Origin of the sequence: Ralstonia sp. TCR112 (assembly GCF_007997035.1) — a bacterium.
Classification (GTDB): Bacteria; Pseudomonadota; Gammaproteobacteria; order Burkholderiales; family Burkholderiaceae; genus Ralstonia; species Ralstonia edaphi.
In genome coordinates, this window is the sequence record NZ_VOSS01000080.1 from 1 (window position 1) to 25183 (window position 25183).

Genomic DNA, 25183 nt, shown 5'->3' on the forward strand with positions numbered 1-25183 from the left:
GAGTCGGTCCCGGCAGGAACGAAAGGAGGTGGACCCACCAAGGCAAAAAACAAAAAAACCTACCCATGTCGCCTCGCCGCCAACCCCACCCCACTCACCAACAAAACCCCCGCCGCCACCTCCAACCCATGCGGCAACCGAGCCTCATAAACAAACCCATACACCAACGCAAACACCGTCTCAAACACAATCAACTGCCCCGACAGCGTCAACGGCAACTTGCGGCTGGCTGCATTCCACAGGCTGTTCCCGAGCACAGACGCCCCCAGCGCCACGCCCATATTCACCAGCCAGAACATCCCCCACGCCGATGCGGGCTGCGCAGAAGCCGTTGCCATGCCGGGCAGCAAAAATGCCGGCACGGCCAGTGCCAGTGACAACGCCCCGGTCGCGACGCCCGTCAACAGCGACCACTCCCGACTCGTGAACTGCGGCCGCGCGCGCAGGTACCGCGCATTGCACACCGCGTACACCGTCCAGCACGCCAGCGCGCCCGCTGCCATCAAGAGCCCGATGAAATAGGTTCTGCCGCCGGCACTCGAATGCACGTCGGGCGCATCGAGGTAAATGCACACCACGCCGGCCACGGCCATCAGCAGGGGCAGGGCCAGTTGCCGCAACGGCAGGCTGCCGCGTTCGGCCGCGCCGGCCAGTGTGACGGTCACGGGCAACAGCCCGACGATGAGCGACACCGGCGCCACGCCCGCGCGCTGTACGCCGCCCGCCACGCACAGGTAGTAAAGGATGTTGCCCGGCAGCGATAACAGCAGCAGCGCCGCCCAGTCGCGCCGGGTCGTCTTGCGCCACAGCGTGCGCCACACCGGCAGCGCCAGCACGAGCGAGAGCACGCCGTACAGCACATACCGCGCGGCCGACAGCGCCAGCGGTGAAAACTGCGGCAGCATTTTCGGCGCGACGAAGATGACGCCCCACAGCGCGCCGGCCGCGACGCCGTAGCCGATGCCCGTGAGGTGGTCGCGCCGCGCGTCGTGCTGACCGTGATGCAGCTGCGTTGCAGTGGAGGTGTCGCCAACAGCCATGGAGCGCCTGTCCGAAAAGACCAATCGAACCGGCACTCTGCGCGCGTGCGTGCCGCGCGTCTTGGTGAAGACGGCTGCGCTTTGGCAAAAACGGAAATGGTGGCGCTAGCGCCGCACCGCTGCGGGCGTGATGCCGTGCGCGGCCTTGAGGTGACGCGTGAGGGCGCTTTGGTCGTAGTAGCCGGTGCGTGCGGCAACCTCGGCGATGGGCAGGGCGGTGGTTTCCAGCAGCGTCAATGCATGCCGCAGCCGCACCTGGGCGAGATGCGCATGCAGCGTGGTGCCGTAAGCGGCGCGAAACAGCGTGGCAAGGCGACGCGCGCTCACGCCCGCTTCTGCGGCCAGCGCATCGACGGTGAGCGGCTCCGCGTAGCGGTGCTCGATGGCGTGCCATGCGCGCTCGGCACGCGCGTCGGGGCGTGCGCGGATCTGCGTGGATTGGTTGGCCGGATGCGCGGCCAGCGTCGCTAGCGCGAGCGACGACCACGCAGTGGCCAGCACGGCATCGACGATGGGCGCGTCCTGCAGCCAGGTCGTCAGTGCGCGCAGGCCGGGCGTGAGCGGAAAGAACACGCGGTCGGCCAAGCCGCCCAGGCTGGGCGCGTCCACGGTTTGGCCGGGGATGTCGAAGACGATGAAGCGGTTGGCGCCGGTGGCTTCAAACGCATGCGTGGCGCCCGCCGGAATGAGCGCCGCGTGGTGCGTGTCGACACGGCCGCCGCGGCCGTCGACGTCCATCTCGAGGATGCCGCGTGCGGGCATCACGACCTGCATGAAGTCGTGCGAGTGCGGGGGCGCGGCGAGGCCGTAAGTGCGGAAGTCCAGCATGGTGCCGCCGAGAATAGCACCGGCATTCGCCCAAAAAAATACCTGGCCACAGATCGTCTGCGCCGGGTCTCGGAACTTTCACGGAAAGAGGCTCCGTGAGAAGAGGAACACGCATATCGTGCGCTGTTTGCGTGACACCGGCGTGTCAGCCGCGCCTGCGCCCTCATTCCTCCTGGATCGTCACCTTGTTCGGATAGAACGCCAGATAGCCGGCCACCTCACGTGCGACGGGCTTGGGCTGTTCGTACGTCCAGACGGCGTTGTCGGCGCGCACATCGCCGGCCACGATCGTGTAGTACGACGCATCGCCCTTGTACGGGCAATGGGTGTGATGCTGCGTGCGCTCCAGCAGGTTCATCTGCACATCGTCGCGCGGGATGTACTGCACGGGCGGATACGACGCCTCGCGCAGCGTGCGCGCCAGATGCGTGCTGGCGATGGTGAAGCCGTTGAGCGTCACGGTTACGCGGCGCGGGTTCGACTCGACGGTGATCGGGTGATTCGGATCGATATCGGGCATGCGGCACTCCTGCAGTTGGGCGAGGGGAGACGCTTTCACTGTAGCAAGCGCCGCGCGCGCCTTCCCCTGACTGCCGGTTCCTGCTTACCAGTGCGTTTCCGATTCCGGCGTGGACGAGACGCGGTGGATCGCCAGGTCGGCGCCCATGAATTCGGCCTCGCGGTCCAGCCGCAGCCCCACAAGCTTGCGCAGCGTGCCGTACACCACCGTGCCGCCGATCAGCGCAATGGCGATGCCGCCGGCCGTGCCCGCCACCTGCGCCCAGAACGACACGCCGCCCAGGCCGCCGAGCGCCTTCAAACCGAAGATGCCGGCCGCGATGCCGCCCCAGGCGCCGCACAGACCGTGCAGCGGCCACACGCCAAGCACGTCGTCGATGCGCCAGACGTTCTGCACGCGCGTGAACATCCAGACAAACAGCACGCCCGCAATGCCGCCGACAGCCAGCGCGCCCAGCGGATGCATCACGTCGGAGCCGGCGCACACGGCCACCAGGCCGGCCAGCGGCCCGTTGTACGAAAAGCCCGGATCGTTCTTGCCCATCCACCACGCGGTGAGCGTGCCGCCCACCATCGCCATCAGCGAGTTGATGGCGACCAGGCCGCTCATCTTGTCGAGCGTCTGCGCGCTCATCACGTTGAAGCCGAACCAGCCCACCGCCAGCACCCAGGCGCCGGCCGCCAGGAACGGGATGTTCGACGGCGGATGCGCGGCGATGCGGCCGTCGTCCTTGTAGCGGCCGTGGCGTGCGCCCAGCAGCAGCACGGCCGGCAGCGCGATCCAGCCGCCCACCGCGTGCACGACCACCGAGCCGGCAAAGTCGTGGAACTCCGCGCCCGTCACGCTCTGCAGCCAGTGCTGGATGCCGAAGCGCTCGTTCCAGGCGATGCCCTCGAAGAAGGGGTAGACGAAGCCCACCAGCACGAAGGTCGCCGCCAGTTGTGGCTCGAAGCGCGAACGCTCGGCAATGCCGCCCGAGATGATGGCCGGGATGGCGGCCGCGAAGGTCAGCAGGAAGAAGAACTTCACCAGCTCGTAGCCGTTCTGCTGGGCGAGCACGTCGGCGCCGGTAAAGAAATTGACCCCGTACGCGATCGAATAGCCGATGAAGAAGTACGCGATGGTCGACACGGCAAAGTCGACCAGGATTTTGACCAGCGCATTGACCTGGTTCTTCTTGCGGACGGTGCCCAGCTCAAGGAACGCGAAGCCGGCATGCATGGCCAGCACCATGATCGCGCCCAGCAGGATGAAGAGCGCGTCGCCCCCGGTTTTGATGGAGTTCATTGCGGTTGTCGTGCGGGTTGAGGGTCAGCGCCATCCGGGTGCAGTACTTGCCCACAAATGACGCAAAAAGCGCCGACAGATGCAAAAGTTGTTCCAACGGTGTGCAAAAAGGTGACATGGCGCACCACGGCCGTGCGCGGCAGGTCGTGGCCGGACGAGGTTCTGAGTTCAGCCCGAAATCGGTGCGTATCTGCTTTGAAATGGTGCGGGCGAGGCGTCGGATGCGCCGTAGTGGTGCGGCCGGCCCGCCGGAAGATTAAGGCTTGGCGCCCGCGACGCTGAACGATGCCGCCACGGCGTTCCACAGCGGCTCGTACCGCAGGCGCACGGCACTGGCCTGCTCCGGCGAGGTGGCGGGAGACTGCATGTGCAGCATCAGCAGGGCGCCGTCGGTCGGCACCATCAAAACGCGGCCCACCAGCGTGTTGCCGGTGGCGCGCGGGATATGCGGCCCGGGCGATTCGCCGATGTAGCTGGCCCACACGCCGGGGCGGCCGCCGAACGATTGCGTGCCCCAGCCGAGCAGCTTGCAGGGGCCGGCCACGGCTTGCTTGACGGCATCGCGCATCCAGCGGGGCTCGCGGCTGTCCGGAACGGGTTCGAGGTCGCCTTCGGTCGGGCGCACGATCAGTTCAATGCGTGACAGCCCCGAGCCGCCCTGGTTGGCCCACGCGCCGATCGCCACGCGCGCCGGATCGGGTTTGCGCGGGGCCGTGGGCGGCACGCGTTCCCACGAGAACGGCAGCCGCAGGTTGAGGCTCGCGCCGCGCGCGTTCGGCCAGTCAGACAACGTCACGGCCTGGGTGAAGCGGCTGCCCAGCTCATCGGCGGGGCGGTCGTCGTAGACCACCGCCAGCAGCGTCTGCAGCGTGGCGCGGTCCTGGTTACCCTGTGCGCGTGCCACCACGCGTTCGGCCAGGGCATGGGCCGTCTCGGCTGTCTGGGTGGCAACGCCAACACTGGGTTGATGAATGTCGAGCGCGCGCCCGATCAGCAGTTGGCGCTCGTCGTCGGACAGCGGAATACCGGCGATCAGGCGACGCGTGCGAGTCAGCGCCTGCGGGAACGTGTTGTCGAACTGGGTGCGGGCGCGGATCAACTCTTCACGCTGCCCGGGAAAGCGCTGGATGGCGCGGTCGATCGCCTGCGATTGCACGGTCAGGAAGCCAAGCACGCTGATCAGCCCCGGGATGGCGCCGGGCGTGTAGTCCCACGCTACGGCGTGGCCGGACCACGCCAGCAAGGCGGTCAGACACCAGCGCATCGTTGCGCGGCTTGGCATTGGAAGTTCCCCCCTGTGGCCGGACCCGTTTCCGACCAAAATCCGACTCTAACGATTTGTATCGATTGTGTGCAAGCTGGGTGTTGCACCGAGATCGGACCGTTCCGGTCGTCCGCGATTTGCGCAAACCGGCCCGGGTGGCGACGTGCCTATTTGAGCGGAGGGCTCAACAGGCCATCGCCCGTGCGGCCCGTTGACGACCGCGCCAACCCCGAAAATACTGTCTGTTCGACCCGCCGACCGGCACGCGTCGCCTTGTGCGTCGTACAACACATCCAACGCCGGCACCCCACTTTTCGAAGGTGGAGACATGACCGATCTTTCCGCTGCCCGCGCGGCCGATCCCACGCCTGCCAGCGCAGCCGCGCCGGTGCGCAACAAGGTGCGCTTCGTGACGGCCGCATCGTTGTTCGACGGGCATGACGCGTCGATCAACATCATGCGGCGCATCCTGCAGTCGATGGGCTGCGAGGTGATCCACCTCGGGCACAACCGCTCGGTGGACGAGGTGGTCAACGCAGCGTTGCAGGAAGACGTGCAGGGCATTGCGGTGTCCAGCTACCAGGGCGGCCACGTCGAATACTTCAAGTACATGATCGACGCGCTGCGCGCGCGCGGCGGCGAGCACATCCAGGTGTTCGGCGGTGGCGGCGGCGTGATCGTGCCGGCGGAGATCCGCGGACTGCAGGACTACGGCGTCGCGCGCATCTACAGCCCCGAAGACGGCCAGCGCATGGGGCTGGCCGGCATGATTGCCGACATGGTGCAGCGTTGCGACATCGATCTTTCCGTCTATGCGCCCGCCACGCTGGAGCCCGTCGCCACCGGCGACCGCCGCGCCCTGGCGCAGCTGATCACGGCACTGGAATCGGGCCGCATCGATCCGGCATTGCGCGACGCCGTCCGCGCGGCTGCGGCCGCCACGCATACGCCGGTGGTCGGCATCACGGGCACGGGCGGCGCAGGCAAGTCGTCGCTCACCGATGAGCTGATCCGCCGCTTCCGGCTCGACCAGAAGGACGCGCTGCGCATCGCCGTCATCTCGATCGATCCGTCACGGCGCAAGTCGGGCGGCGCCCTGCTGGGCGACCGCATTCGCATGAACGCGATCAATCATCCGAACATCTTTGTGCGCTCGCTGGCCACGCGCGAGGCGAGCCGCGAGATTTCCGACGCGCTGCCCGACGTGATTGCCGCCTGCCGCGCGGGCGGGTTCGATCTCGTCATCGTCGAGACCTCCGGCATCGGGCAGGGCGACGCGGCGATCGTGCCGCATGTCGATCTGTCGCTGTATGTGATGACGCCCGAGTTTGGCGCCGCCAGCCAGCTGGAGAAGATCGACATGCTCGACTTTGCCGATCTGGTGGCGATCAACAAGTTCGACCGCAAGGGCGCGCAGGATGCGTGGCGCGACGTCGCCAAGCAGGTGCAGCGCAACCGCGAGCAATGGCACGCCCGCCCCGAAGACATGCCGGTGTTCGGCACGCAGGCCTCGCACTTCAACGACGACGGCGTGACGGCGCTGTATCACGCGCTGGCCGATCGACTGAACGAGCGGGGCATGGCGCTGGCTGAACGCACGCTGCCGCGCCCGGCCGGCAAATGCTCCACCAGCCACGATGCCATCGTGCCGCCCGCGCGCGTGCGCTATTTGGCGGAGCTGGCCGATACCGTGCGCGGCTACCACCGCCGCGTCGACGCGCAAAGCCGCCTCGCGCGCGAGCGCCAGCAACTGCGTGCCAGCCACCGCATGCTGGAGCAGGCCGGCGCCACCGTGCAGACGCTGTCCGCGCTCGACAAGCAGGCGGCCGAGCGCGACGCACAGCTCGGCGCCGCCGAGCGCAAGCTGCTCGCCATGTGGCCGGACCTGCGCCGCGCGTATTCCGGCGACGAATACGTCGTCAAGATTCGCGACAAGGAAATCCGCACGCAGCTCACGCACACCACGCTCTCGGGCACCACCATCCGCAAGGTCGTGCTGCCGCCGTACGAAGACGACGGCGAAGTGCTGCGCTGGCTGATGCGCGAAAACGTGCCGGGCAGCTTTCCGTACACCGCCGGCGTGTTCGCCTTCAAGCGCGAGAACGAAGACCCGACGCGCATGTTCGCGGGCGAGGGCGATGCCTTCCGCACCAACCGGCGCTTCAAGCTGGTCTCGGAAGGCATGGAGGCCAAGCGGCTCTCCACCGCGTTCGACTCCGTCACGCTCTACGGCGAAGACCCGGCGCTGCGCCCGGACATCTACGGCAAGGTTGGCAACTCGGGGGTGTCGATCGCCACGCTCGACGATATGAAGGTGCTGTACGACGGCTTTGACCTCACGAGCCCGAACACGTCGGTGTCCATGACGATCAACGGCCCCGCGCCGACGGTCCTGGCGATGTTCATGAACACCGCCATCGACCAGAACCTCGCCCGGTTCCGCGCCGACAACGGGCGAGAGCCGACGCAAGACGAAGAGGCGAAAATCCGCGCGTGGGTGCTGCAAAACGTGCGCGGCACGGTGCAGGCCGACATCCTCAAGGAAGACCAGGGGCAGAACACCTGCATCTTCTCGACGGAGTTTTCGCTCAAGGTGATGGGCGATATCCAGGAATATTTCGTGCGCCACCAGGTGCGCAATTTCTACTCGGTGTCGATCTCGGGGTACCACATTGCCGAGGCGGGCGCGAACCCGATCTCGCAGCTGGCGTTCACGCTCGCCAACGGTTTCACGTATGTGGAGGCGTATCTCGCGCGCGGCATGCATATCGATGACTTTGCGCCGAACCTGTCGTTCTTCTTCTCCAACGGCATGGACCCGGAGTACAGCGTGCTCGGCCGCGTCGCGCGCCGCATCTGGGCGGTGACGCTGCGAGACAAGTACGGCGCGAACGAGCGCAGCCAGAAGCTGAAGTACCACGTGCAGACGTCCGGCCGGTCATTGCACGCGCAGGAAATCGCCTTCAACGACATCCGCACGACGCTGCAGGCGCTGATCGCCATCTACGACAACTGCAACAGCCTGCACACGAATGCCTACGACGAGGCGATCACCACGCCGACGGCCGAATCGGTGCGGCGCGCGCTGGCCATCCAACTCATCATCAACCGCGAGTGGGGCCTGGCCAAGTGCGAGAACCCGAACCAGGGCAGCTTCATCATCGACGAGCTGACGGACCTCGTGGAAGAGGCCGTGCTGCAGGAGTTCGAGCGCATTGCAGAGCGCGGCGGTGTGCTGGGGGCGATGGAAACCGGCTACCAGCGCGGCAAGATCCAGGAAGAGTCGATGCTGTATGAGCAGCGCAAGCATGATGGCTCGCTGCCGATCATCGGTGTGAACACGTTCCGCAATCCCGACGCCGAGAGCGTGGTGCCGCCGCACATCGAACTGGCACGGTCCAGCGAGGAGGAGAAGCAGAGCCAGCTCGCGCGCCTGGAAGCGTTTCATGCGCGGCATGCCGGGGAAGCGCCTGTCATGCTGCAGCGCCTGCAGCGCGCGGTGATTGACGATCAGAACGTGTTTGCGGTGCTGATGGATGCGGTGCGCGTCTGCTCGCTCGGGCAGATCACGCACGCGCTGTTCGAAGTGGGCGGGCAGTACCGGCGCAACATGTAGGGCAGCGCCCGGCTCAGGCGTGCGTGGCGGGCTCGATCCATTCCGGCAGTACGCCATGCCCACCGCGCGGCGCATGCCACACCTGGCGGGCGGCCGCCGTTACGCTGTCGATGAGCGGTGCGGGAACGTGGGGTTGCAGCTTCTGCGCGAGGCCTGCCAGTCCCGCACCGCCCAGCACGATCGCGTCCACCGGCTGGCGGCGCAGGACGGTCGTGCAGGCGCCGATCAAGATCTGTTCTGCCGCATCCGGCGCGGCGTATAGCGCGGCCCCGTCGAGTTCGACGGTATGGATGTCGCGCACGGTGTGGCCGCCCTCCAGCGTGGGCAGCAAGCGCTCCAGGATCGGGCCCCACGCGTGGCCGCCCGTGATGACCGCGCAACTGCCGTACGTTGCCGCTTCCATCAACGCGGCTTCCGCCAGGCCGGTGACGGGGCACGGCGCCACCTCGCGCAGCGCGAAGAGCCCCGGGTCGCCAAAGCAGCCGATGATGGCGGCGTCGATGGCTGGCTGCTGCGCGCGCGTCCATGCGTCGAGCGCGGCGTGCGCGGCCACCGCGTAGCCGACTTCGGTGGCGATGTACGGTGCGCCAAATCGGGCGGTGACGGATTCCACAACAACATCGCTGGGCAATGCGGCCTGCACGAAGCGTGTGATGGTCTGTGTGAGCGCGCTCGTGGTGTTCGGGTTGATCAACAGCAGCCGGCGCGGGCGGGGGGATTCGGTAGCGATGGTCATTGGCGCGCGTTCAGTCGGCACGCCCGGCGCTCTGGCGGTGGCGCAGTCGAACAATGGCCAGCATCGTCAGCCCCATCACCACGAACGACACCACGGTGGTGAGCGTGCCCAGCGCGTAGATGGATGGCGTCGTGACGGTGGTGGTCAAGCCTTGCAGCTCGAGCGGCAGCGTGTTGACGTCGCCGATGGCCTGCGAGGTGCGCGCGATCTCATCCCAGCTCAGCGTGAAACCGAACATGCCCACGCCGATCAGCGACGGCGCAATCAGCGGCAGCACGACGTGGCGGAACGTCTGCCACGGCGTGGCGCCCAGGTCGCGCGCGGCTTCTTCATAGGCCGGGTTGAAGCGGTTGAATACGGCGAACATGATGAGCAGGCCGAACGGCAGCGTCCACGTGAGGTGCGCCCCGAGGGCGGAGGTCCACAGGCCGAGCGACGATCCAAAGCTGTCGGCCTGATCGGTCATGCCCATCGCGGTGAGCAGCGCCTTGAGGCCCGTGTCGATGAGCCGGAACTGCAGGCCGATGCCGAGCGACACCACGATCGACGGCATGATCAGGCTCGCCACCGTCACATAGAACAGCACACCGCCGCCGCGTAGCCGCTTGCGAAACGCAAGCGCCGCGAGCAGCGAGAGCCCCATGGTCAGCGCCATCACCACCGCGCCGAGCGCCAGCGAGCGCCGGAACGCCGCACCGATATCCACCACGCCCAGCCCCTCGGCCAGCTGGCGATACCAGTGCAGCGACAGCCCGTTCATCGGGAACGTCAGCCCGCCGTCCGGGCCCTGGAAGCTGAGCGCGAAGATCGTCAGCATCGGCCCGTACAGGAACAGCACAAACAGCGCGAAGAGGCACGCCAGCGGCCAGAAGCCGGGGGCACGGGGTTCGCGAAAGCGCGCTTGCATGTCAAAGCTCCTTGCGGATGTCGACCACGCGGGTCAGGCCCCAGATGATCATCAGCACCGTCAGCAGCAGCACCACGGCGTTGGCGGCCGCCAGCGGAAACTGCAGGTACGACGTCTGCACCTGGATCATCTTGCCGACGGAGGCAATCTGCTGGCCGCCCATTACGCCGACGGTGACGAAATCGCCCATCACGATGGTCAGGATGAAGATGGAGCCGATCAGGATGCCGCTGCGCGACAGCGGCACGATCACATGCCACAGCGTTTGCCAGGCGGTGGCGCCCGCATCGCGCGCGGCTTCGAGCAACGCGCGGTCGATGCGCATCATCGAATTGAAGATCGGCACGATCATGAACATGGTGTAGAGGTGCACGTACGCCAGCAGCACCGAGAAGTTCGAATACAGCAGCCAGTCTTGCGGCTGGTCGATCAGGTGCATGGCCTGCAGTGTCTGGTTGACGAGGCCGTTGCGGCCCAGCAGTGGAATCCACGAAATCATGCGGATCACGTTGGACGTCCAGAACGGCACCGTGCAGATCACGAACAGCAGCGTCTGCACGGCAGCCGAGCGCACATGAAACGCGAGGAAGTACGCCAGCGCAAAACCCAGCACCAGCGTGAGCGCCCAGGTGCCCAGCGCAAAGCGCAGCGTCGACAGATACGTCGACGCGGTCACGCACAGATCGCCGTATTCATTGAGATGGCCGCAGCCTTCCCACAGCTTGGCGTAGTTGCGCAAGGTGAAGGTTGGCAGCAGCGCGTACTCGTTGAAATCCCAGAAGCTGACCATCGCGACCAGCCCCAGCGGGATGAGGAAGAACACCACGAACACCGCCGCAAACGGCAGCGCCTGCAAGCCCGGACCGACCGGGCGCCGGGCGCGGGCGGCGACTGTGTCGTTGGACGGTGCCGACGCTGCCGACGGTGCTGACGATGTGGACGGTGCTGTGGTCGTCATGGTCAGGCGGCGACGAACTCGTTCCACTTGCGGACCATGTACTCGTTCTCGTCCATGACCGCGTTCCAGCAGGCGATGCCGCCCATGCGCTGTTCGTAGCTGCCGCCGTCGCGCACGCTGCCGGCCTTGGCGAGCACATCGCCGTGCGGGCTCTTGATGTCCTTGGCCGCGGGCTTGCCTTCCATCCAGTAGGCCCACTCGTACGGCTCCATCTTCGCCTTGGCCGTTTCGAGCACGGCGCTGTAGTAACCCTGGCGGTTCAGGTATGCACCGGCCCAGCCGTCGAGGAACCAGTTGATGAATTCATACGCTGCGTCGAGCTTCTTGCCCGACACCGTCTTCGGAATGCCAAAGCCGGCGGCCCACGCGCGATAGCCTTCCTTCAGCGGCTGGAACGTGCAGTCGATGCCCTTGCTGCGCACGGCCGTCACCGCCGGGCTCCACATCGACTGGATCACCACCTCGCCCGAGGACATCAAATTCACGCTTTCGTTGAAGTCCTTCCACAGCGCGCGGAACTGGCCGGCCTTCTTGGCTTCGATCAGCGTCTTGATGGTCAGGTCGATTTCGGCGCGGGTCATGTTGCCCTTGTCGGCGTACTTGTGCAGGCCCTTGGCTTCCACCACCATCGCCGCGTCCATGATGCCGATCGACGGAATGTTCAGGATCGACGCGCGCCCCTTGAATTCCGGGTTCAGCAGTTCGGCCCACGAGTTGATGGGGCGCTTGATGAGGTCGGGGCGGATGCCCAGCGTGTCGGCGTTGTACACGGTCGGGATCAGCGTCATGAACTGCGTGGGCGAGGTCGCGAACGTGGTCGCATTGGCGCCCGGCAGGTACATCACCTTCTTCGGCGCGGTGCCCTGGTCGCCCACCTTCTTGCCCGCCACCTCGCCCTTGGTGAACAGGGACGTGATCTTGTCGGCGTTCTTGATGCGCCGCGCGTCGATGCCCAGCAGGTTGCCGGTCGGCACGATCTTCTTGAGCGAGAAATACTCCGTGTCGATCAGGTCGAAGCTGCTCGGCGCGGTCACGGCGCGCTTGGTGATCTCATCGGTGGTGACGGCCACGTACTGGACGCGGATGCCTGTGTCGGCTTCAAATTTCTCGGCGATCAGCTTGTCCTGGTTGACCGCCGTGCCGAGGTAGCGCAGCGTCAGCTTTTCTTGCGCGTGGATCGCGGGTACGACGCCGGTGGCCAGGATGGCGGCCATGCCCTTGAGTGCGGTGCGGCGGCCGGCCTTGAAGTCGTTGGAATCGTCAGACATGTTGCAACCCCTGATGTGAAGGTGAAGGCAGCGCCTGAAGCCGTCAGGCTGCGGATTGGAATGTCGGGTCTCGGGTGTCAGGCTGCGGAGCCGGCCGGCAGACGGTGCGCCTGCGCGGCATCCCACGAAGCCCAGATGGGTTGATGCAGCGCCAGGCGTGGGATGGCGGCGTCGGTCTCGGGCAGGCTCACCGTCACGCGTTGCGAGGGCGAGAGCGCCACGCCTTCCACGCTCACCAGCACGTGCGTGCCCTGGTATTCGATGTCGCAGATGCGGCCGTGCAGGCGCGGGCGGTCTCCGGCGGTGGCCTCATCGGCGTGCAGGGCCATGCGATCGATGCGCACCGCCACGGGCCCATGCGCGTCTTCCAGCAGGTTGTGTCCGCCGATGAAGGTCGCAACAAATGCGCTGGCCGGCTGGTTGTAGATCTCGCGCGGGCTGCCGGCCTGTTCGATGCGGCCGTGGTTCATCACCACCATCTGGTCGGCCAGCGCCATCGCTTCTTCCTGCGAATGCGTGACGTGCACGAACGTCAACCCCAGCTCCTGCTGCCAGCGCCGCAGCTCGGCACGCATCTGCGTGCGCAGGAACGGGTCGAGCGCAGAGAGCGGTTCGTCCAGCAGCAGCACGCGCGGCTCCATGATCAGCGCACGTGCCAGCGCCACGCGTTGCTGCTGGCCGCCCGACAACTCGCCCGGCCGGCGCTGCGCCAGGTGGCCCATCGCCACGCGTTCGAGCAACGCCTGCGCGCGCTGGCGGCGTTCGCGTGTGTTGATGCCACGCATCTTCAGGCTGAAGGCCACGTTGTCGAGCGCGCTCAAATGGGGAAACAGCGCGTAGCTCTGGAACATCATGGCCGTGCCGCGCGACGCCGCCGGCAGGTTGGTGATGTTGCGCGGGCCCAGGAGGATGTCGCCTTCGCTCACATGCTCGTGGCCGGCAATCATGCGCAGCGTTGACGATTTGCCGCAGCCCGACGGGCCCAGCAGGCAGCAATAGCTGCCGGCGGGCACGCGCAGGTTGATGGCATCGACCGCCACGGCGTCTTGCGCGTAACGCTTGGTCAGCGCAACGAGTTCGAGGGAGTCGGCAGCGGCGGGAGCGGTGGGGGCGCGGGTCATGTCGGGTTGGTGCAATAGGTGTGCCTGTCTGCGGGCGGCAATTTCACGGCGCGCGCGCCGTGCATGCGTCGTTCTGGTGCGTGTGGCCGCATCTGCGGGCAGCCGCGCCACATACCGGGGCAGGTGGCGCGGCAGGGCTTCGCGCGGGTCAGAAGGTGTGACGCACGCCCAGCGCCACCGAGGTCTGGCTTGTGCCCGGCACACCGCCGCCGATGGCGCCCGACGTGGTGTTGACCAGCGCTTCGGTCGCGCTCGACGAGTTCTTCAGATACGCCACGTTGGCCACCAGCGTGGTGCGCTTCGACAGGCTGTACAGACCCAGCAGCCGGTAGACCATCGAGCTGTTCGACAGCGTCGTGTTACGGCGGTACAGCACATCGGCCGAGCCGGTAAAGGCGGTGGTGAAGGCGTAGTCGACGCCGCCTTCCACGGCGTAGGCCTTGCGCGCCGACATGCTGGGAATCGACTGGAACGCGCCCGTGCCGCCCACATCGGCGCGCGCCGCGCCCAGCCGCAGCTTGGTCGCGCCAAACGTGTAGCTGCCGCCCACGGTGATCAGCTTGTAGAGCGAGCCGGTGCCGCTGCCATCGCGCTCCTGGTCGTAGCTGGCGGCCAGGTACAGCGGGCCGGCGCTATAGCGCCCAGCGAGGTTGAACAGCGAGCCCTGCGAGATCGAGCCCGCAGCTTCGCCAAAGCCGTACATCGCGCCGAACTGCGCGCCGCCCAGGTCGGGCGACACGTACTTGACCGTGTTGTTGTAGATCTCGCTGACGGCGTCGAACTCGCTGAACTTGAAGATCGAGCCCGAGTTGTAGCCGCCCTTGAAGACGCTGCCCACCAGCCAGTCGTCGTTGAAGTTCCATTGCTTGCCGGCCGTGAGCGTGCCCGACGACGAACTCAGCCCGACATACGAATTGCGCGAGAACAGCGTGCCGTTGGACGACATGCGCCCGTTGCTCGGGTTGAAACCCGCCTGCAGGTTGAACAGCGCCTTCAGGCCGCCACCGAGGTCTTCCTTGCCGCTCAGGCCGAAGTTGGACACACCCAGAATGCTGTCCGACACGCCGGTCAGGCTTTGCGAGCCGTTGCCGGCATGGTTGGTCCAGCTCACGCCGGTATCGATGACGCCCGACAGCGTCACGCTCGACTGCGCAGCAGCGACGCCAGACAGCCCGAATGCCAGGGCGGCAGCGCCCAGCTTGGTGGTGGTGCTCATGACAGGTGATCCCCCTAAATGAATTGGCGCGACCGCGTGGCCGCCCCCGGCATTGCGTTCTATGTTGAGTACAAGCTTCGTTTGGATTGTGCACAATCACGGAGGTCATCCATGCAGTAACCGTGCCATGCAAAATCGCGGGTTTTCGCCTGCTTCTGGTGCAAAACCGCGTGTGAGGCGGGGAGATTTCTTGAGGATGTCGCACCAAGGTCGTCCGGATTGGCATCAGGGTTGTGCACAATCCAAGCGCGGTTTGCTCGATTAGAATGGCGAGATGCCAGCGCCTACGACTCCTCCGATCTCCCAGCCCCGCCGCAACAACGCCGAAATCGACGCCCGCATTTCCGATGCGGTGTACGAGGCGATCCTTGAGCAGAAGCTGCCGCCGGGCACGCGCCTGGTCGAGGCGCAGCTATGCAAGGCCTTTGGGATTACGCGCGGGACATTGCGCCGGGTGCTGGTGAAGCTGGCGCATGAGGGCGTGGTGGAGCTGCAGCCCAATCGCGGCGCGACCATCGCCGTGCACGACGCGGCGGAAGCGCGACAGGTCTTTGGGGCGCGGCTGATTCTGGAAACCGGCTCGGTGCGGGAGCTGGCCCAGCACGCCACCGCGGCGCAACTCGCCGAATTGCGCGCGCTGGCCGCGGCAGAACATGCCAGCCGGGAATCCGGCAACTGGCGCGAGTGGATCCGCCTGTCGGGCGATTTCCACATCCAGCTTGCCGAGGCCAACGGCAACCCCATCATCACGGCAATGCTGCGCACGCTGGTGGCGCGCACCTCGCTGCTGATCGGGCTTTATGAGTCTCCCGCACGGCCGAGCTGCGGCCATGACGAACACCTGGCCATTCTCGATGCGGTGGAGCGCCGCGACGGCGAGCGCGCCGCGCGGCTGATGGGCGAACACCTGGGTGAATACATCGCTGCGCTGGAGCTGGAGCCCCGGCAGGTGGCGGCGATCGATTTCTCGACGCTCTTCCGCCGCGTCAAGCTCTGACCGGGCGGTGGCCTAGCGTTGCAGGATCGCCAGGGCCACGAGAATCCCCACGGGCGGCAACACGCACCAGAACGACAGCGTCGCAAACGCCAGCGCCCCCAGCACCGCCCCGATGGCAAAGCCGGCAAGCGGCGGCACCATCTTGCGCAACCGCGTGCGCGCAACGTCCTTCTGCGTAGCGCCCGGCGACAGCAGCTCCACCACATCGATCACGATCTGCGTGGTGTTGCCCGTCATGATCGTCGTGGGGGCGTGTTCCGACAGCACGATGCGCGCCTTGGCGTTCTGCACGCCCATCGCCGCGACGCCGATCAGCCCGACAACGATGGTGGCCGGTGCATCGGGCGACTGAATCGGCAGCGCCAGCAGGCCCGCCGCCATGAAGGCCAGCAGCAGAACGGCCTGCACAAGCAGCAGCGGCCGCAGCGGCGCCACACCGCGCCGCGCGAGCGCCGTCACGGCGAGTTTGGTCGCCGCCACGGCCACCACGAACATCGGCAGCGCCAGCAGCTTGGCGAGCACGCCTTGGCCGGAGCCCGCCAGCTCCAGGCCGATCATCACGAAGTTGCCGGTGACATGCGCGGTGAACAGTCCGAACAACGCCGCAAAGCCGACCACATCCACATAGCCCGCGACGAACGCCAGCAGCGTTCCCTGTGCGATCAGGAAACGCGCTGACGCCGATGTGGCCGTTGCCGCCGTCGCCGCTTCAGAAGGCAAAGCACGAACACCCGAAGGCGCCCCAGAAGCCGCGGAAGTCGGTGGTCGGCACATTGGCCGTGCGCGCTTTCTGGTGGGCGTGGCCGTGCACCGAACACGAACCGACGCACTGATGCACCTGCTGCTGCATGGGCGCAGCCGGCCGCCAGTGCCCCGGCACGCGCGCCACGGGCGACCACTCCGGCAGCACCGGAATCGGCGGCGGGCCGAACTCGGCAAACTCGGCGGCGCCGTAGACGATGCGGCCGCCCACCACCGTCAGCACCGATTCGATGGTCTTGATATCGGCCTCGGGCACGCTGAAGAAGTCCGCCGACAACGCCGCCAGATCAGCGAGCTGCCCGACCTTGATCTGCCCCTTGTTGCCCTGGTCTGCCGAGAACCACGCGCTGCCGTGCGTGTACAGCTCGAGCGCCACCTCGCGCGGCAGCCCTTCCGGATACAGCGCCATGCCGCCCACGGTGCGCCCGCTCGCCAGCCAGTACAGCGACGTCCACGGGTTGTAGCTCGACACGCGTGTGGCGTCGGTGCCGGCGCCCACGGGCACGCCTTCGGCCAGCATGCGCTTGATGGGCGGCGTCTGTTCGGCAGCGGCTGGGCCGTAGCGGTCGACAAAGTATTCGCCCTGGAAGGCCATGCGGTCCTGGATGGCGATGCCGCCGCCGAGTGCACGCACGCGTTCGATGTTCTTCGGCGAAATCGTCTCGGCATGGTCGAAGAACCACGGCAGGCCGTTGAAGGGAATGTCGCGGTTCACGCGCTCGAACACATCGAGCATGCGCGAAATCGATTCGTCGTAGGTGGCGTGCAGCCGGAACGGCCAGCGCTGCGCGACGAGATGGCGCACCACGGTTTCCAGCTCCTGCTCCATCGTCTCGGGCAGGTCGGGGCGCGGTTGCAGGAAGTCTTCGAAATCAGCGGCGGAAAAGACCAGCATCTCGCCCGCGCCGTTGTGGCGGAAGAAGTCATCGCCCTGGCGGTATTGCACGCTGCCGGTCCAGTTCTTGAAATCCGCCAGCTCTTCTTTCGGTTTCTGCGTGAAGAGGTTGTAGGCGATGCGGATGGTGAGCTGGTTCTGCGCCGACAGCTCGCGGATGACCTCGTAGTCTTCCGGGTAGTTCTGAAAGCCGCCGCCCGCGTCGATGGCGCTCGTCACGCCCAGGCGGTTCAGCTCGCGCATGAATTGCCGCGTGGAGTTGACCTGGTATTCGGGCGGCAGCTTCGGCCCCTTGGCGAGCGTCGCGTACAGGATCATCGCGTTGGGCTTGGCGATCAGCATGCCGGTGGGCTCGCCGCTGGCGTCGCGCTGGATCTCGCCGCCGGGCGGGTTCGGCGTGTCCTTGGTGTAGCCGACCTGGCGCAGGGCCGCGCGGTTGAGCAGCGCGCGGTCGTACAAATGCAGCACGAACACGGGCGTATCGGGCGCGGCCTGGTTCAGCTCTTCCAGCGTGGGCATGCGGCGCTCGGCAAACTGGAATTCCGTCCAGCCGCCCACCACGCGCACCCATTGCGGCGACGGCGTGCGCGCGGCCTGCTCCTTGAGCATGCGCATCGCGTCGGCCAGGGAGGGCACGCCTTCCCAGCGCAGCTCGAGGTTGTAGTTCAGCCCGCCCCGGATCAGGTGCAGGTGTGAATCGTTCAGGCCGGGAATGACGGTGCGCCCGCGCAGGTCGATGACCTGGGTGGTGGCGCCGCGCTGGGCCATCACGGTAGCGTCGTCGCCCACGGCGACAAAGCGCCCGTCACGCACGGCCACGGCGCTGGCGGAGGGGCGTTCGCGGTCGACCGTGTGGATGCGGCCGTTGTGCAGGATGAGGTCGGCGGTCATTGCGTCAGTATTTGGGATAGATCGAAAAGCGTCCGGGTCCGGCAATCAGGACGGTGGTGAAGATGATCAGCAGCATCCAGCCGAACTGTCCATCGGCAAGCGACCAGCCAGGATGCACCACCAGCATGGCCACCAGCAACGTGGCGATGATGGGCAGACACGCCAGGCGCGTCAGCACGCCGAGCGCAATCAATAGCGGGCACAGCGTTTCCGACAGGATGGCGAGCAGCAGCGTGGGTGCGGCGCCCATGTGGAACGGGTCTTCAATGCGCGTGAGTTCCTGGCTGTAGTGCAGCACCTTGGGCAACCCATGCACGGCGATCAGCAGGGCGCTGCCGGTCACGCGCAGGAACAGCAGGCCGGCATGCAGGGCAACATTCGCCGCGGTGCCGGTGGGCGCGGCAGCGTGCGAGGGTTCGAGCGACAGGCGTGTCATGGCATCAGCTCGGATTGCGCGGCGTGGCGCTGCCGGATTCGCCGGTGGCGGCCAGGTCCGTGGGTGACGCCTGGGGCGGCGCTTGGCTCGGCACTTGAGGCGGCGCGCCCGTAATCTTGGGTACGCATTCGTGCCGGAACCACGCCATGGTGATCGGCTCGCCGGCCAGCAGGCGCTGCGCGGCCGGCACGATCTGTTCGCCGATCAGCATGCCGAGCAGCCCTACCAGCGCGATCGCCGGTGGCGCCGGTGAGCGGACGTGCAGCAATGCATAGATGACGCCAACCAGCATGCCGACGGCAATGGAGATGAGATAGGGCTTCACGAGGAGGGCTCCAGGATGCCAAGGGGCGGCGCGCGCAAACGGCGCCGCCCGTGCCGATCAGGTGCTGAGGAAGGCCAGCAGGTCCGCGTTGACCTTGTCTGCCTCGGTCACGCACATGCCGTGCGAGCCGCCCGGATAGACCTTGAGCGTCCCGTTCTTCACCAGCTCCACGCCCAGCCTCGCCGAATTGTCGATCGGCACGATCTGGTCGTCGTCGCCATGCAGGAACAGCACCGGCACGTCGATCTTCTTCAGGTCTTCGGTGTAGTCGACCTCCGAGAATTCCTTGATGCACAGGTACTGGCCGTGAATGCCGCCGGTCATGCCCTGCGCCCAGAAGGCGTCGATGGTGCCTTGCGAAACCTTCGCGCCCGGCCGGTTGAAACCGAAGAACGGCGTGGCGAGATCGCGGTAAAACTGCGAGCGGTTGTCGGTCACGCCCTTGCGGATGCCGTCGAACACGTCCATCGGCAGGCCGTTCGGGTTGGCCGCCGTCTTCAGCATGATGGGCGGCACTGCGCCGATCAGCACGGCGCGGGCCACGCGCTTGGTGCCGTGGCGACCGATGTAGTGCGCGACTTCGCCGCCGCCGGTGGAATGGCCGACCAGCGTGGCGCCCTGGATGTCGAGCGCATCGAGCAGCGCTGCCAGGTCGTCGGCATAGGTGTCCATGTCGTTGCCCTGCGACGGCTGGTCGGAACGACCATGACCGCGCCGGTCATGCGCGATGACGCGAAAACCCTTCTGCACGAGGAACAGCATCTGCGCGTCCCACGCGTCGGCATTGAGCGGCCAGCCGTGCGAGAAGACGACGGGCTTGCCGCTGCCCCAGTCCTTGTAAAAGATGCGCGTACCGTCTTGGGTGGTAATCGTTTGCATGGGAATGAGAGAGAGGAGGGTGGCTGGTTGAATGGACGACGGGGCGACGCATGCGGTTGCACATGGGTCGCCCGGCCGAAGCAGCGTCTTGTTTTATGGTCGGCAGCGCGATCAGTTGGCGGCCACGGCAGCCAGCGCCTCGTGCGGCGTGGCGGTGCGTTGCGGGGCCTTGTGCACCATCGTGTAGGCGTAGTCCACGCCCATGCCGTAGGCGCCGGAGTGTTCCTTCACCAGCTTCATGACGGCGTCATATGTGTCGCGGTGGGCCCAGTCACGCTGCCACTCCAGCAGCACCTGTTGCCAGGTCACGGGCACCACGCCGGCCTGGATCATGCGCTGCATGGCGTAGTCGTGCGCATCTTTCGACGTGCCGCCCGAAGCGTCTGCCACCATGTAGATCTCGTAGTCGGCATCGTGCATGGCCGAGAGCGCGAAGGTGCAGTTGCACACTTCCGTCCAGAGCCCCGAGACGACCACCTTCTTGCGGTTGTTCTTTGCCAGGGCGTCGCGCACCTTCTGGTCGTCCCAGGAGTTCATCGAGGTGCGTTCGAGCAGTGGCTGATCCGGAAACACATCGAGCAGTTCGGGGTAGGTATAGCCCGAGAAGCTCTGCGATTCGACAGTGGTAATGGTGGTGGGGATGTTGAAGATCTTCGCGGCCTTGGCAAGGCCAACGGTGTTGTTCTTCAGGACCTGGCGATCGATCGACTGCACGCCGAAGGCCATTTGCGGCTGATGGTCGATGAAGATCAGTTGACAGTTTTGGGGCGTAAGGACTTCCAGCTTGGGATTCATGGCCGTATCGGGTTCCGATGGGAGATGCGAGGGGGGATGCTGCAGACCGGTCGCCGCATCGGCGCGGCGCGATCAACGGCCCATCCATGATAGGAAGTTGCGTTCCGGGCGCAACGCCCCAATCGGCGAGTGCAGTTTTTGCGATTGCCGAACAATCGTCGCGACGTTCGGAAACATTCGGTCGGTACCCTGGACCCGCGCGCCGGTGGTGGGATTCGACGCGCATGGCCGAAGCGGACGTCAGCGGATCCAGCCGCGCTCGAGCAAGGGCTTGTCCCAAGCCAGCTCGCCGGCGTGGTGGCTGGCAAGGCAATCGATGAGCGCACACACCTTGACCGCCTGGCGCTGCGTCGCTGGGTATACGGCCGAGAAATGCAGCGGTGTCAGGTCGTAATCGGCCAGCACGGGCACGAGGCGGCCCGCGACCAGATCGTCGCTGATGACAAGCGTGGGCAGACAGGCGATGCCGGCGCTGGTCAGGGCGTAGTCGCGCAACAGATGCACGGAGTTGGAGCGCACCTGCTCGGGCAGATCCATCGCGGGGAGCGTTTCGCCGTTGCGCGAGAACTCCCAGCGCTTGCGCGTCGGGTAGCCGGAGTACAGCGCCAGCGAATGCTGCAGCAGGTCCGCCGGCTGCTGCGGCAGGCCGTACTCCTCAATGTACGCAGGCGTGGCGCAGAACATGCGCCGCAGCATGAACAGGCGCCGCTCGATCAACGAATCATTGATGGGCGGGAAAATCTGGAACGCCACGTCGAAGCCTTCGGCAATCGGGTCGACCACGCTGTCGTCCACCACCACGTCGAGCTGGATATCGGGGTACTGCGCACTGAAACGGGCCAGCGGCTCGGCAAAGTGGCTGAGCGCGTAGCCGGGCAGCATGCGGATGCGCAGCTTGCCGGCGGGCGTGGCGCGCAGGCCGCGCATCTGGTCGGTGAGATCCGTCAGCATGCAGACGGCTTCAGCGCATTGCTTGTAGTAGGTTTCGCCCACCTCGGACAAGCGCACGTGCCGCGTGCTGCGGTGAAACAGCGGCGCTTCGATAAAGCGCTCCAGCTGCTGCACGCGGTTGGTGACCACCGAGTTCGTCACGCCCAGCTGGCGGGCGGCTTCGGCAAAGCTGCGCGTTTCTGCCACGCGCACGAAGGCTTCGATACTGAGAAAACGGTCCATTTGCTGCGTCCCGGCGCCTGAAGTCAAAGGGTGGCGCGACGCCGGCCATCATACGGCGAACCGGCGGAATGTGACGTTGCCGTCAGCAAGGCTTTTCGGTGCGTCGCCGCGTCGTTTATCCTCTGCAATCTGTTTTCATCCATCTTCCATTCCAATACCAAACGAGGAGCAGTTCATGGCAATTCAAGTCGTCGGCATCGTCGGTGCCGGAACAATGGGCAACGGCATTGCGCAAGCGTGCGCCGTGGTCGGGCTGGATGTGGTGATGGTGGACATCAGCGATGCCGCCGTGCAGAAAGGCATTGCTACCGTGGCCGGCAGCCTTGACCGCCTCATCAAGAAGGAAAAGCTGACCGAAGCCGACAAGACCGCAGCGCTTGCACGCATTCAGGGCTCGACTTCGTACGACGACCTCAAGCGCGCCGACCTCGTCATCGAGGCCGCCACCGAAAACTTCGACCTGAAGGTGAAGATCCTCAAGCAGCTGGAAGCTGCCGCCGCGCCGCACGCAATCGTGGCGTCGAACACGTCGTCCATCTCGATCACCAAGCTGGCCGCCGTGCTGCAAGACGCCAGCCGCTTCATCGGCATGCATTTTTTCAACCCGGTGCCGCTGATGGCGCTGGTGGAAGTCATCCGCGGCCTGCAGACGAGCGATGCCACGCACGCGGCTGTGGAAGCGCTGGCCAAGCAGCTCGGCAAGACGCCGATCACGGTCAAGAACAGCCCGGGCTTTGTCGTCAACCGGATCCTGTGTCCGATGATCAACGAGGCGTTCTGCGTGCTGGGTGAGGGTCTGGCTTCGCCGGAGGAGATCGACGAAGGCATGAAGCTCGGTTGCAACCACCCGATCGGGCCGCTGGCGCTGGCCGACATGATCGGCCTGGACACCATGCTGGCCGTGATGGAAGTGCTGTACACCGAATTCGGTGATCCGAAATACCGCCCCGCCATGCTGATGCGCGAAATGGTGGCCGCCGGCTACCTGGGCCGCAAGACCGGCCGCGGCGTGTACGACTATCGGAAGTAAGCCCCTGACGTTCGCGCTGTCCCCCAACTGTCAGGCCGGATTCGCGCAAACTGTCTGCAAGTGTGCATGGAGACGGTGTGGCGGTGCGTTGATGATGACGCATCGCCACACCGTTTTTTTCTTCCCCAACACTTCGGACGCCACCATGTCGCGCTACGCCTTCCGCCTGCTCAACGTCTTTGCCGAAACCACCTTTGGCGGCAACCAGCTCGCCGTATTTGAAGACGGACGGGGCCTGGATGACGCCACCATGCAGGCCATCGGACGCCAGTTCAACCTGTCCGAGATCACCTTCATCTTTCCCGACGGGGCCGAGGGCGCCACGGCGCGTTTCCGCATCTTCACGCCCGATTACGAGATGCCCTTTGCCGGCCACCCGTCGCTCGGGACCGCGCAGGTGGTGCGCGAGCTGTACGGCCCCGGCAATGAACTGACGCTGCGTTGCCCGTCGGGCATCGTGTCGCTGACGGCGCAGGACGACGGGTGGTCGCTGGTGCCGCCGCGCTCCGGTGCCCTCAGCACGCGCGAGGCGGACCCGGCCATCGCCGGCATACTGGGCTTGGATGCCGATGCGCTGGCAGGCCCGCCGCTGTGGGTCGACGCAGGCATTGAGCAACTGATGGTGCCGGTCAAGACACGCGCCGACGTGGAGCGCGCCCGGCCCGACCCGTCGGCCTTCGATGCGTGGCCGCGCAGCCGCAACGACGGGCGCAACGCCTACGTCTTCACCATGCCGGCGCCCGGCAGCCACGATCCGGTGGTCTCGCGCTTCTTCTTCGAATACGGCACGGGCCTGTGGGAAGACCCGGGCACCGGCTCGGCGTGTGCCAACCTCGGCGGCTGGCTGCGCGCGACGGGCCATGCGTTGCCCGCCAGCTACCGCATCGAGCAGGGCGCCGCAGTGGGACGACCCTGCCACCTCACGCTGCGGGTGGATGCCGACGGCACGATCCACGTCGGTGGCCGCGTGATCGAAATCGGCCGCGGCACGTTGACGATTTAATCGGCGGCGCCCAGCTGTTTGCAGAAGAACGTCGTCCCGCAGAACGCGCCGTCGGGCATCAGCGCGTAGTTAGGCACCACGCCCACGCGCTGCCAGCCGGCGCGTGCGTACAGCCGCTCGGCGTCGCCGCCCGTCACGGTGTCGAGCACCAGCACCGTTTTGCCCTCGGCGCGCGCCTCGTCTTCGATGGCCGCCATCAACCGCTGCGCCAAGCCTTGCCGGCGCGCGCGGCGGTGCACGAGCATCTTGGCGACGTCGGCGCGGTGCGGCTGGTTTTCCGGCTGCGCGAGCACCAGTTGCACGGTGCCGTGGATGGCGCCTGCCGCGTCTTCGGCAATCAGCAGGGCGCGCTCGCCCCTGGCCACGCCGTCGGCCACACCGCGCCAGAATGCCCGCGCCTTGTCTTGCGACAGCGGCGCCATGAAGCTGACCGACGCGCCACCCTCCACGCAATCGATGAGCACATCGGCCAAGGCATCGACGCACGCGCTTGCCTCGTTGGCGCCCACGCGGCGGATGGTCAGGGTGTCGGTCATCAGGGTCTCCAGTGGGCAGCGGATACGGTTGTGAGTGCGACGAGGTAGCGGGCTGGCCGCCGCGTGGGGTTGTGATAGACGATCGGACAGTCGAGCCGCATGGTCAGGCAATCGCCTGCATTGAGGCGCCAGTGCGCGTCGCCCACGGTCATGTCCATCGTGCCTTCGATGATCCACACCTGCTGGTGGATTTCGGCATCGCGCGCGCCGGTGTCATAGGCGACGCGCTCGCCGGGCGGAAAGTGCACCTCCACGAGCTGCAGCGGCGAACGCGCTGCCGGCGACAGATTGCGTCGCACGTAGCCGGAGGCGGGGTCGGTCCACTCCGGCTGCTCCGACGCGCGCGATACGGGCGAGGGCTCCGCGGCCGGCGCCGCGCCGTCTTCGAACAGCGAGGCCAGCGTCACGCCCAGCGCGGAGCTGAGCCGATCGAGCACCGCAGCGGTCGGGCTGCTCTGGCCGCGCTCGATCAGGGAGATGGCCGATCGGCTGACCTGGCTGCGTTCGGCCAGCGCGTCGAGCGAGAGCCCCTGGGCGTCGCGCAATTCGCGCAGGCGGTGGGCGATACGTTGATGGATGTCCATGCATTCCAGTTTAATAGAAATTTGCATCTAGTAAACTGGAATATGAGGCGACGAATGATTGGCCTTGCTGAGGGTAGTGCCTTGCGCAACCGTCGGCTGAATCTTGCGATTGCTGC

24 protein-coding genes are annotated in these 25183 nt (G+C 66.3%); 4 read left to right on the plus strand and 20 right to left on the minus strand.

Going from position 1 to position 25183, the window contains the following annotated elements:
• Window positions 1-59: 59 nt before the first annotated feature.
• The 5 genes from FUT88_RS18775 to FUT88_RS18795 all read right to left on the minus strand — a co-directional run bounded on the left by FUT88_RS18775 (window position 60) and on the right by FUT88_RS18795 (window position 4957).
• On the minus strand, window positions 60-1040 hold the full coding sequence (locus tag FUT88_RS18775) for a DMT family transporter (protein WP_147217355.1): 981 nt from the start codon (window positions 1038-1040) through the stop codon (window positions 60-62).
• A 105-nt stretch (window positions 1041-1145) separates the two neighbouring features.
• Window positions 1146-1868, minus strand: coding sequence for an AraC family transcriptional regulator (locus FUT88_RS18780; protein ID WP_147217357.1), 723 nt, complete (start codon window positions 1866-1868; stop codon window positions 1146-1148).
• Between the two features lie 163 nt (window positions 1869-2031).
• Window positions 2032-2388, minus strand: a complete 357-nt coding sequence (locus tag FUT88_RS18785; protein ID WP_012760922.1) for a DUF427 domain-containing protein — start codon at window positions 2386-2388, stop codon at window positions 2032-2034.
• A gap of 84 nt (window positions 2389-2472) precedes the next feature.
• Window positions 2473-3675, minus strand: coding sequence for an ammonium transporter (locus FUT88_RS18790; protein ID WP_147217359.1), 1203 nt, complete (start codon window positions 3673-3675; stop codon window positions 2473-2475).
• A 256-nt stretch (window positions 3676-3931) separates the two neighbouring features.
• A complete protein-coding gene (locus FUT88_RS18795; RefSeq protein WP_147217361.1) occupies window positions 3932-4957 on the minus strand; it encodes a hypothetical protein in 1026 nt (341 codons plus the stop codon).
• Between the two features lie 310 nt (window positions 4958-5267).
• Here FUT88_RS18795 and icmF point away from each other — a divergent pair, with 310 nt between their 5' ends.
• Window positions 5268-8555 (plus strand): fused isobutyryl-CoA mutase/GTPase IcmF, encoded by a 3288-nt coding sequence (gene icmF, locus FUT88_RS18800; RefSeq protein WP_147217363.1) that lies wholly within the window; start codon window positions 5268-5270, stop codon window positions 8553-8555.
• 13 nt (window positions 8556-8568) lie between these two features.
• Here the strand turns inward: icmF and FUT88_RS18805 are convergent, their stop codons facing one another.
• The 6 genes from FUT88_RS18805 to FUT88_RS18830 all read right to left on the minus strand — a co-directional run bounded on the left by FUT88_RS18805 (window position 8569) and on the right by FUT88_RS18830 (window position 14761).
• Entirely contained in the window at window positions 8569-9291 is a 723-nt protein-coding gene (locus tag FUT88_RS18805) for an aspartate/glutamate racemase family protein (RefSeq protein WP_147217365.1), read from the minus strand.
• A gap of 10 nt (window positions 9292-9301) precedes the next feature.
• Window positions 9302-10198, minus strand: coding sequence for an ABC transporter permease (locus tag FUT88_RS18810; RefSeq protein WP_147217367.1), 897 nt, complete (start codon window positions 10196-10198; stop codon window positions 9302-9304).
• A gap of 1 nt (window position 10199) precedes the next feature.
• Window positions 10200-11156, minus strand: a complete 957-nt coding sequence (locus FUT88_RS18815; RefSeq protein ID WP_147217369.1) for an ABC transporter permease — start codon at window positions 11154-11156, stop codon at window positions 10200-10202.
• A 2-nt stretch (window positions 11157-11158) separates the two neighbouring features.
• Window positions 11159-12424 carry a PotD/PotF family extracellular solute-binding protein gene (locus FUT88_RS18820; RefSeq protein ID WP_102064322.1) on the minus strand — a complete coding sequence of 422 codons (1266 nt, stop codon included), beginning with the start codon at window positions 12422-12424 and terminating at the stop codon, window positions 11159-11161.
• 77 nt (window positions 12425-12501) lie between these two features.
• Window positions 12502-13545, minus strand: coding sequence for an ABC transporter ATP-binding protein (locus FUT88_RS18825; protein ID WP_147217371.1), 1044 nt, complete (start codon window positions 13543-13545; stop codon window positions 12502-12504).
• A 148-nt stretch (window positions 13546-13693) separates the two neighbouring features.
• Window positions 13694-14761 carry a porin gene (locus FUT88_RS18830; RefSeq protein ID WP_147217373.1) on the minus strand — a complete coding sequence of 356 codons (1068 nt, stop codon included), beginning with the start codon at window positions 14759-14761 and terminating at the stop codon, window positions 13694-13696.
• A gap of 274 nt (window positions 14762-15035) precedes the next feature.
• Between FUT88_RS18830 and FUT88_RS18835 the strand changes: the two genes are divergently transcribed.
• Complete coding sequence (locus FUT88_RS18835; protein ID WP_147217375.1) at window positions 15036-15758, plus strand: GntR family transcriptional regulator; 723 nt, start codon at window positions 15036-15038, stop codon at window positions 15756-15758.
• Window positions 15759-15770: 12 nt separating this feature from the next.
• Here FUT88_RS18835 and FUT88_RS18840 read toward each other — a convergent pair whose 3' ends face one another.
• From FUT88_RS18840 to FUT88_RS18870, 7 genes are all read right to left on the minus strand, one after another.
• Window positions 15771-16478 (minus strand): YoaK family protein, encoded by a 708-nt coding sequence (locus FUT88_RS18840; RefSeq protein ID WP_147217377.1) that lies wholly within the window; start codon window positions 16476-16478, stop codon window positions 15771-15773.
• Window positions 16468-18306, minus strand: coding sequence for an amidohydrolase (locus tag FUT88_RS18845; protein WP_147217379.1), 1839 nt, complete (start codon window positions 18304-18306; stop codon window positions 16468-16470). The genes FUT88_RS18840 and FUT88_RS18845 overlap by 11 nt, the downstream gene beginning before the upstream one ends.
• A 4-nt stretch (window positions 18307-18310) precedes the next feature.
• Window positions 18311-18742, minus strand: coding sequence for a DoxX family protein (locus tag FUT88_RS18850; RefSeq protein WP_147217381.1), 432 nt, complete (start codon window positions 18740-18742; stop codon window positions 18311-18313).
• A 4-nt stretch (window positions 18743-18746) separates the two neighbouring features.
• Window positions 18747-19067 (minus strand): XapX domain-containing protein, encoded by a 321-nt coding sequence (locus FUT88_RS18855; protein ID WP_045785585.1) that lies wholly within the window; start codon window positions 19065-19067, stop codon window positions 18747-18749.
• A gap of 57 nt (window positions 19068-19124) precedes the next feature.
• The gene (locus tag FUT88_RS18860; protein WP_147217383.1) at window positions 19125-19946 is read right to left on the minus strand and encodes an alpha/beta fold hydrolase; all 822 of its coding nucleotides are present in this window, start codon (window positions 19944-19946) and stop codon (window positions 19125-19127) included.
• A gap of 111 nt (window positions 19947-20057) precedes the next feature.
• Window positions 20058-20741, minus strand: a complete 684-nt coding sequence (locus FUT88_RS18865; RefSeq protein WP_147217385.1) for a hydrolase — start codon at window positions 20739-20741, stop codon at window positions 20058-20060.
• Between the two features lie 240 nt (window positions 20742-20981).
• Window positions 20982-21914: a LysR family transcriptional regulator gene (locus tag FUT88_RS18870; RefSeq protein WP_147217387.1), complete on the minus strand. Its 933-nt coding sequence runs from the start codon at window positions 21912-21914 to the stop codon at window positions 20982-20984.
• A gap of 175 nt (window positions 21915-22089) precedes the next feature.
• Here FUT88_RS18870 and FUT88_RS18875 point away from each other — a divergent pair, with 175 nt between their 5' ends.
• Window positions 22090-22944 carry a 3-hydroxybutyryl-CoA dehydrogenase gene (locus tag FUT88_RS18875; RefSeq protein WP_147217389.1) on the plus strand — a complete coding sequence of 285 codons (855 nt, stop codon included), beginning with the start codon at window positions 22090-22092 and terminating at the stop codon, window positions 22942-22944.
• 145 nt (window positions 22945-23089) lie between these two features.
• Window positions 23090-23947, plus strand: a complete 858-nt coding sequence (locus FUT88_RS18880; RefSeq protein WP_147217391.1) for a PhzF family phenazine biosynthesis protein — start codon at window positions 23090-23092, stop codon at window positions 23945-23947.
• On the opposite strand, the gene FUT88_RS18885 is transcribed toward FUT88_RS18880, so the two are convergent.
• On the minus strand, window positions 23944-24483 hold the full coding sequence (locus FUT88_RS18885; protein ID WP_045785588.1) for a GNAT family N-acetyltransferase: 540 nt from the start codon (window positions 24481-24483) through the stop codon (window positions 23944-23946). The genes FUT88_RS18880 and FUT88_RS18885 overlap by 4 nt on opposite strands.
• A complete protein-coding gene (locus FUT88_RS18890; RefSeq protein WP_147217393.1) occupies window positions 24483-25067 on the minus strand; it encodes a helix-turn-helix domain-containing protein in 585 nt (194 codons plus the stop codon). The genes FUT88_RS18885 and FUT88_RS18890 overlap by 1 nt, the downstream gene beginning before the upstream one ends.
• Window positions 25068-25183 lie beyond the last annotated feature (116 nt).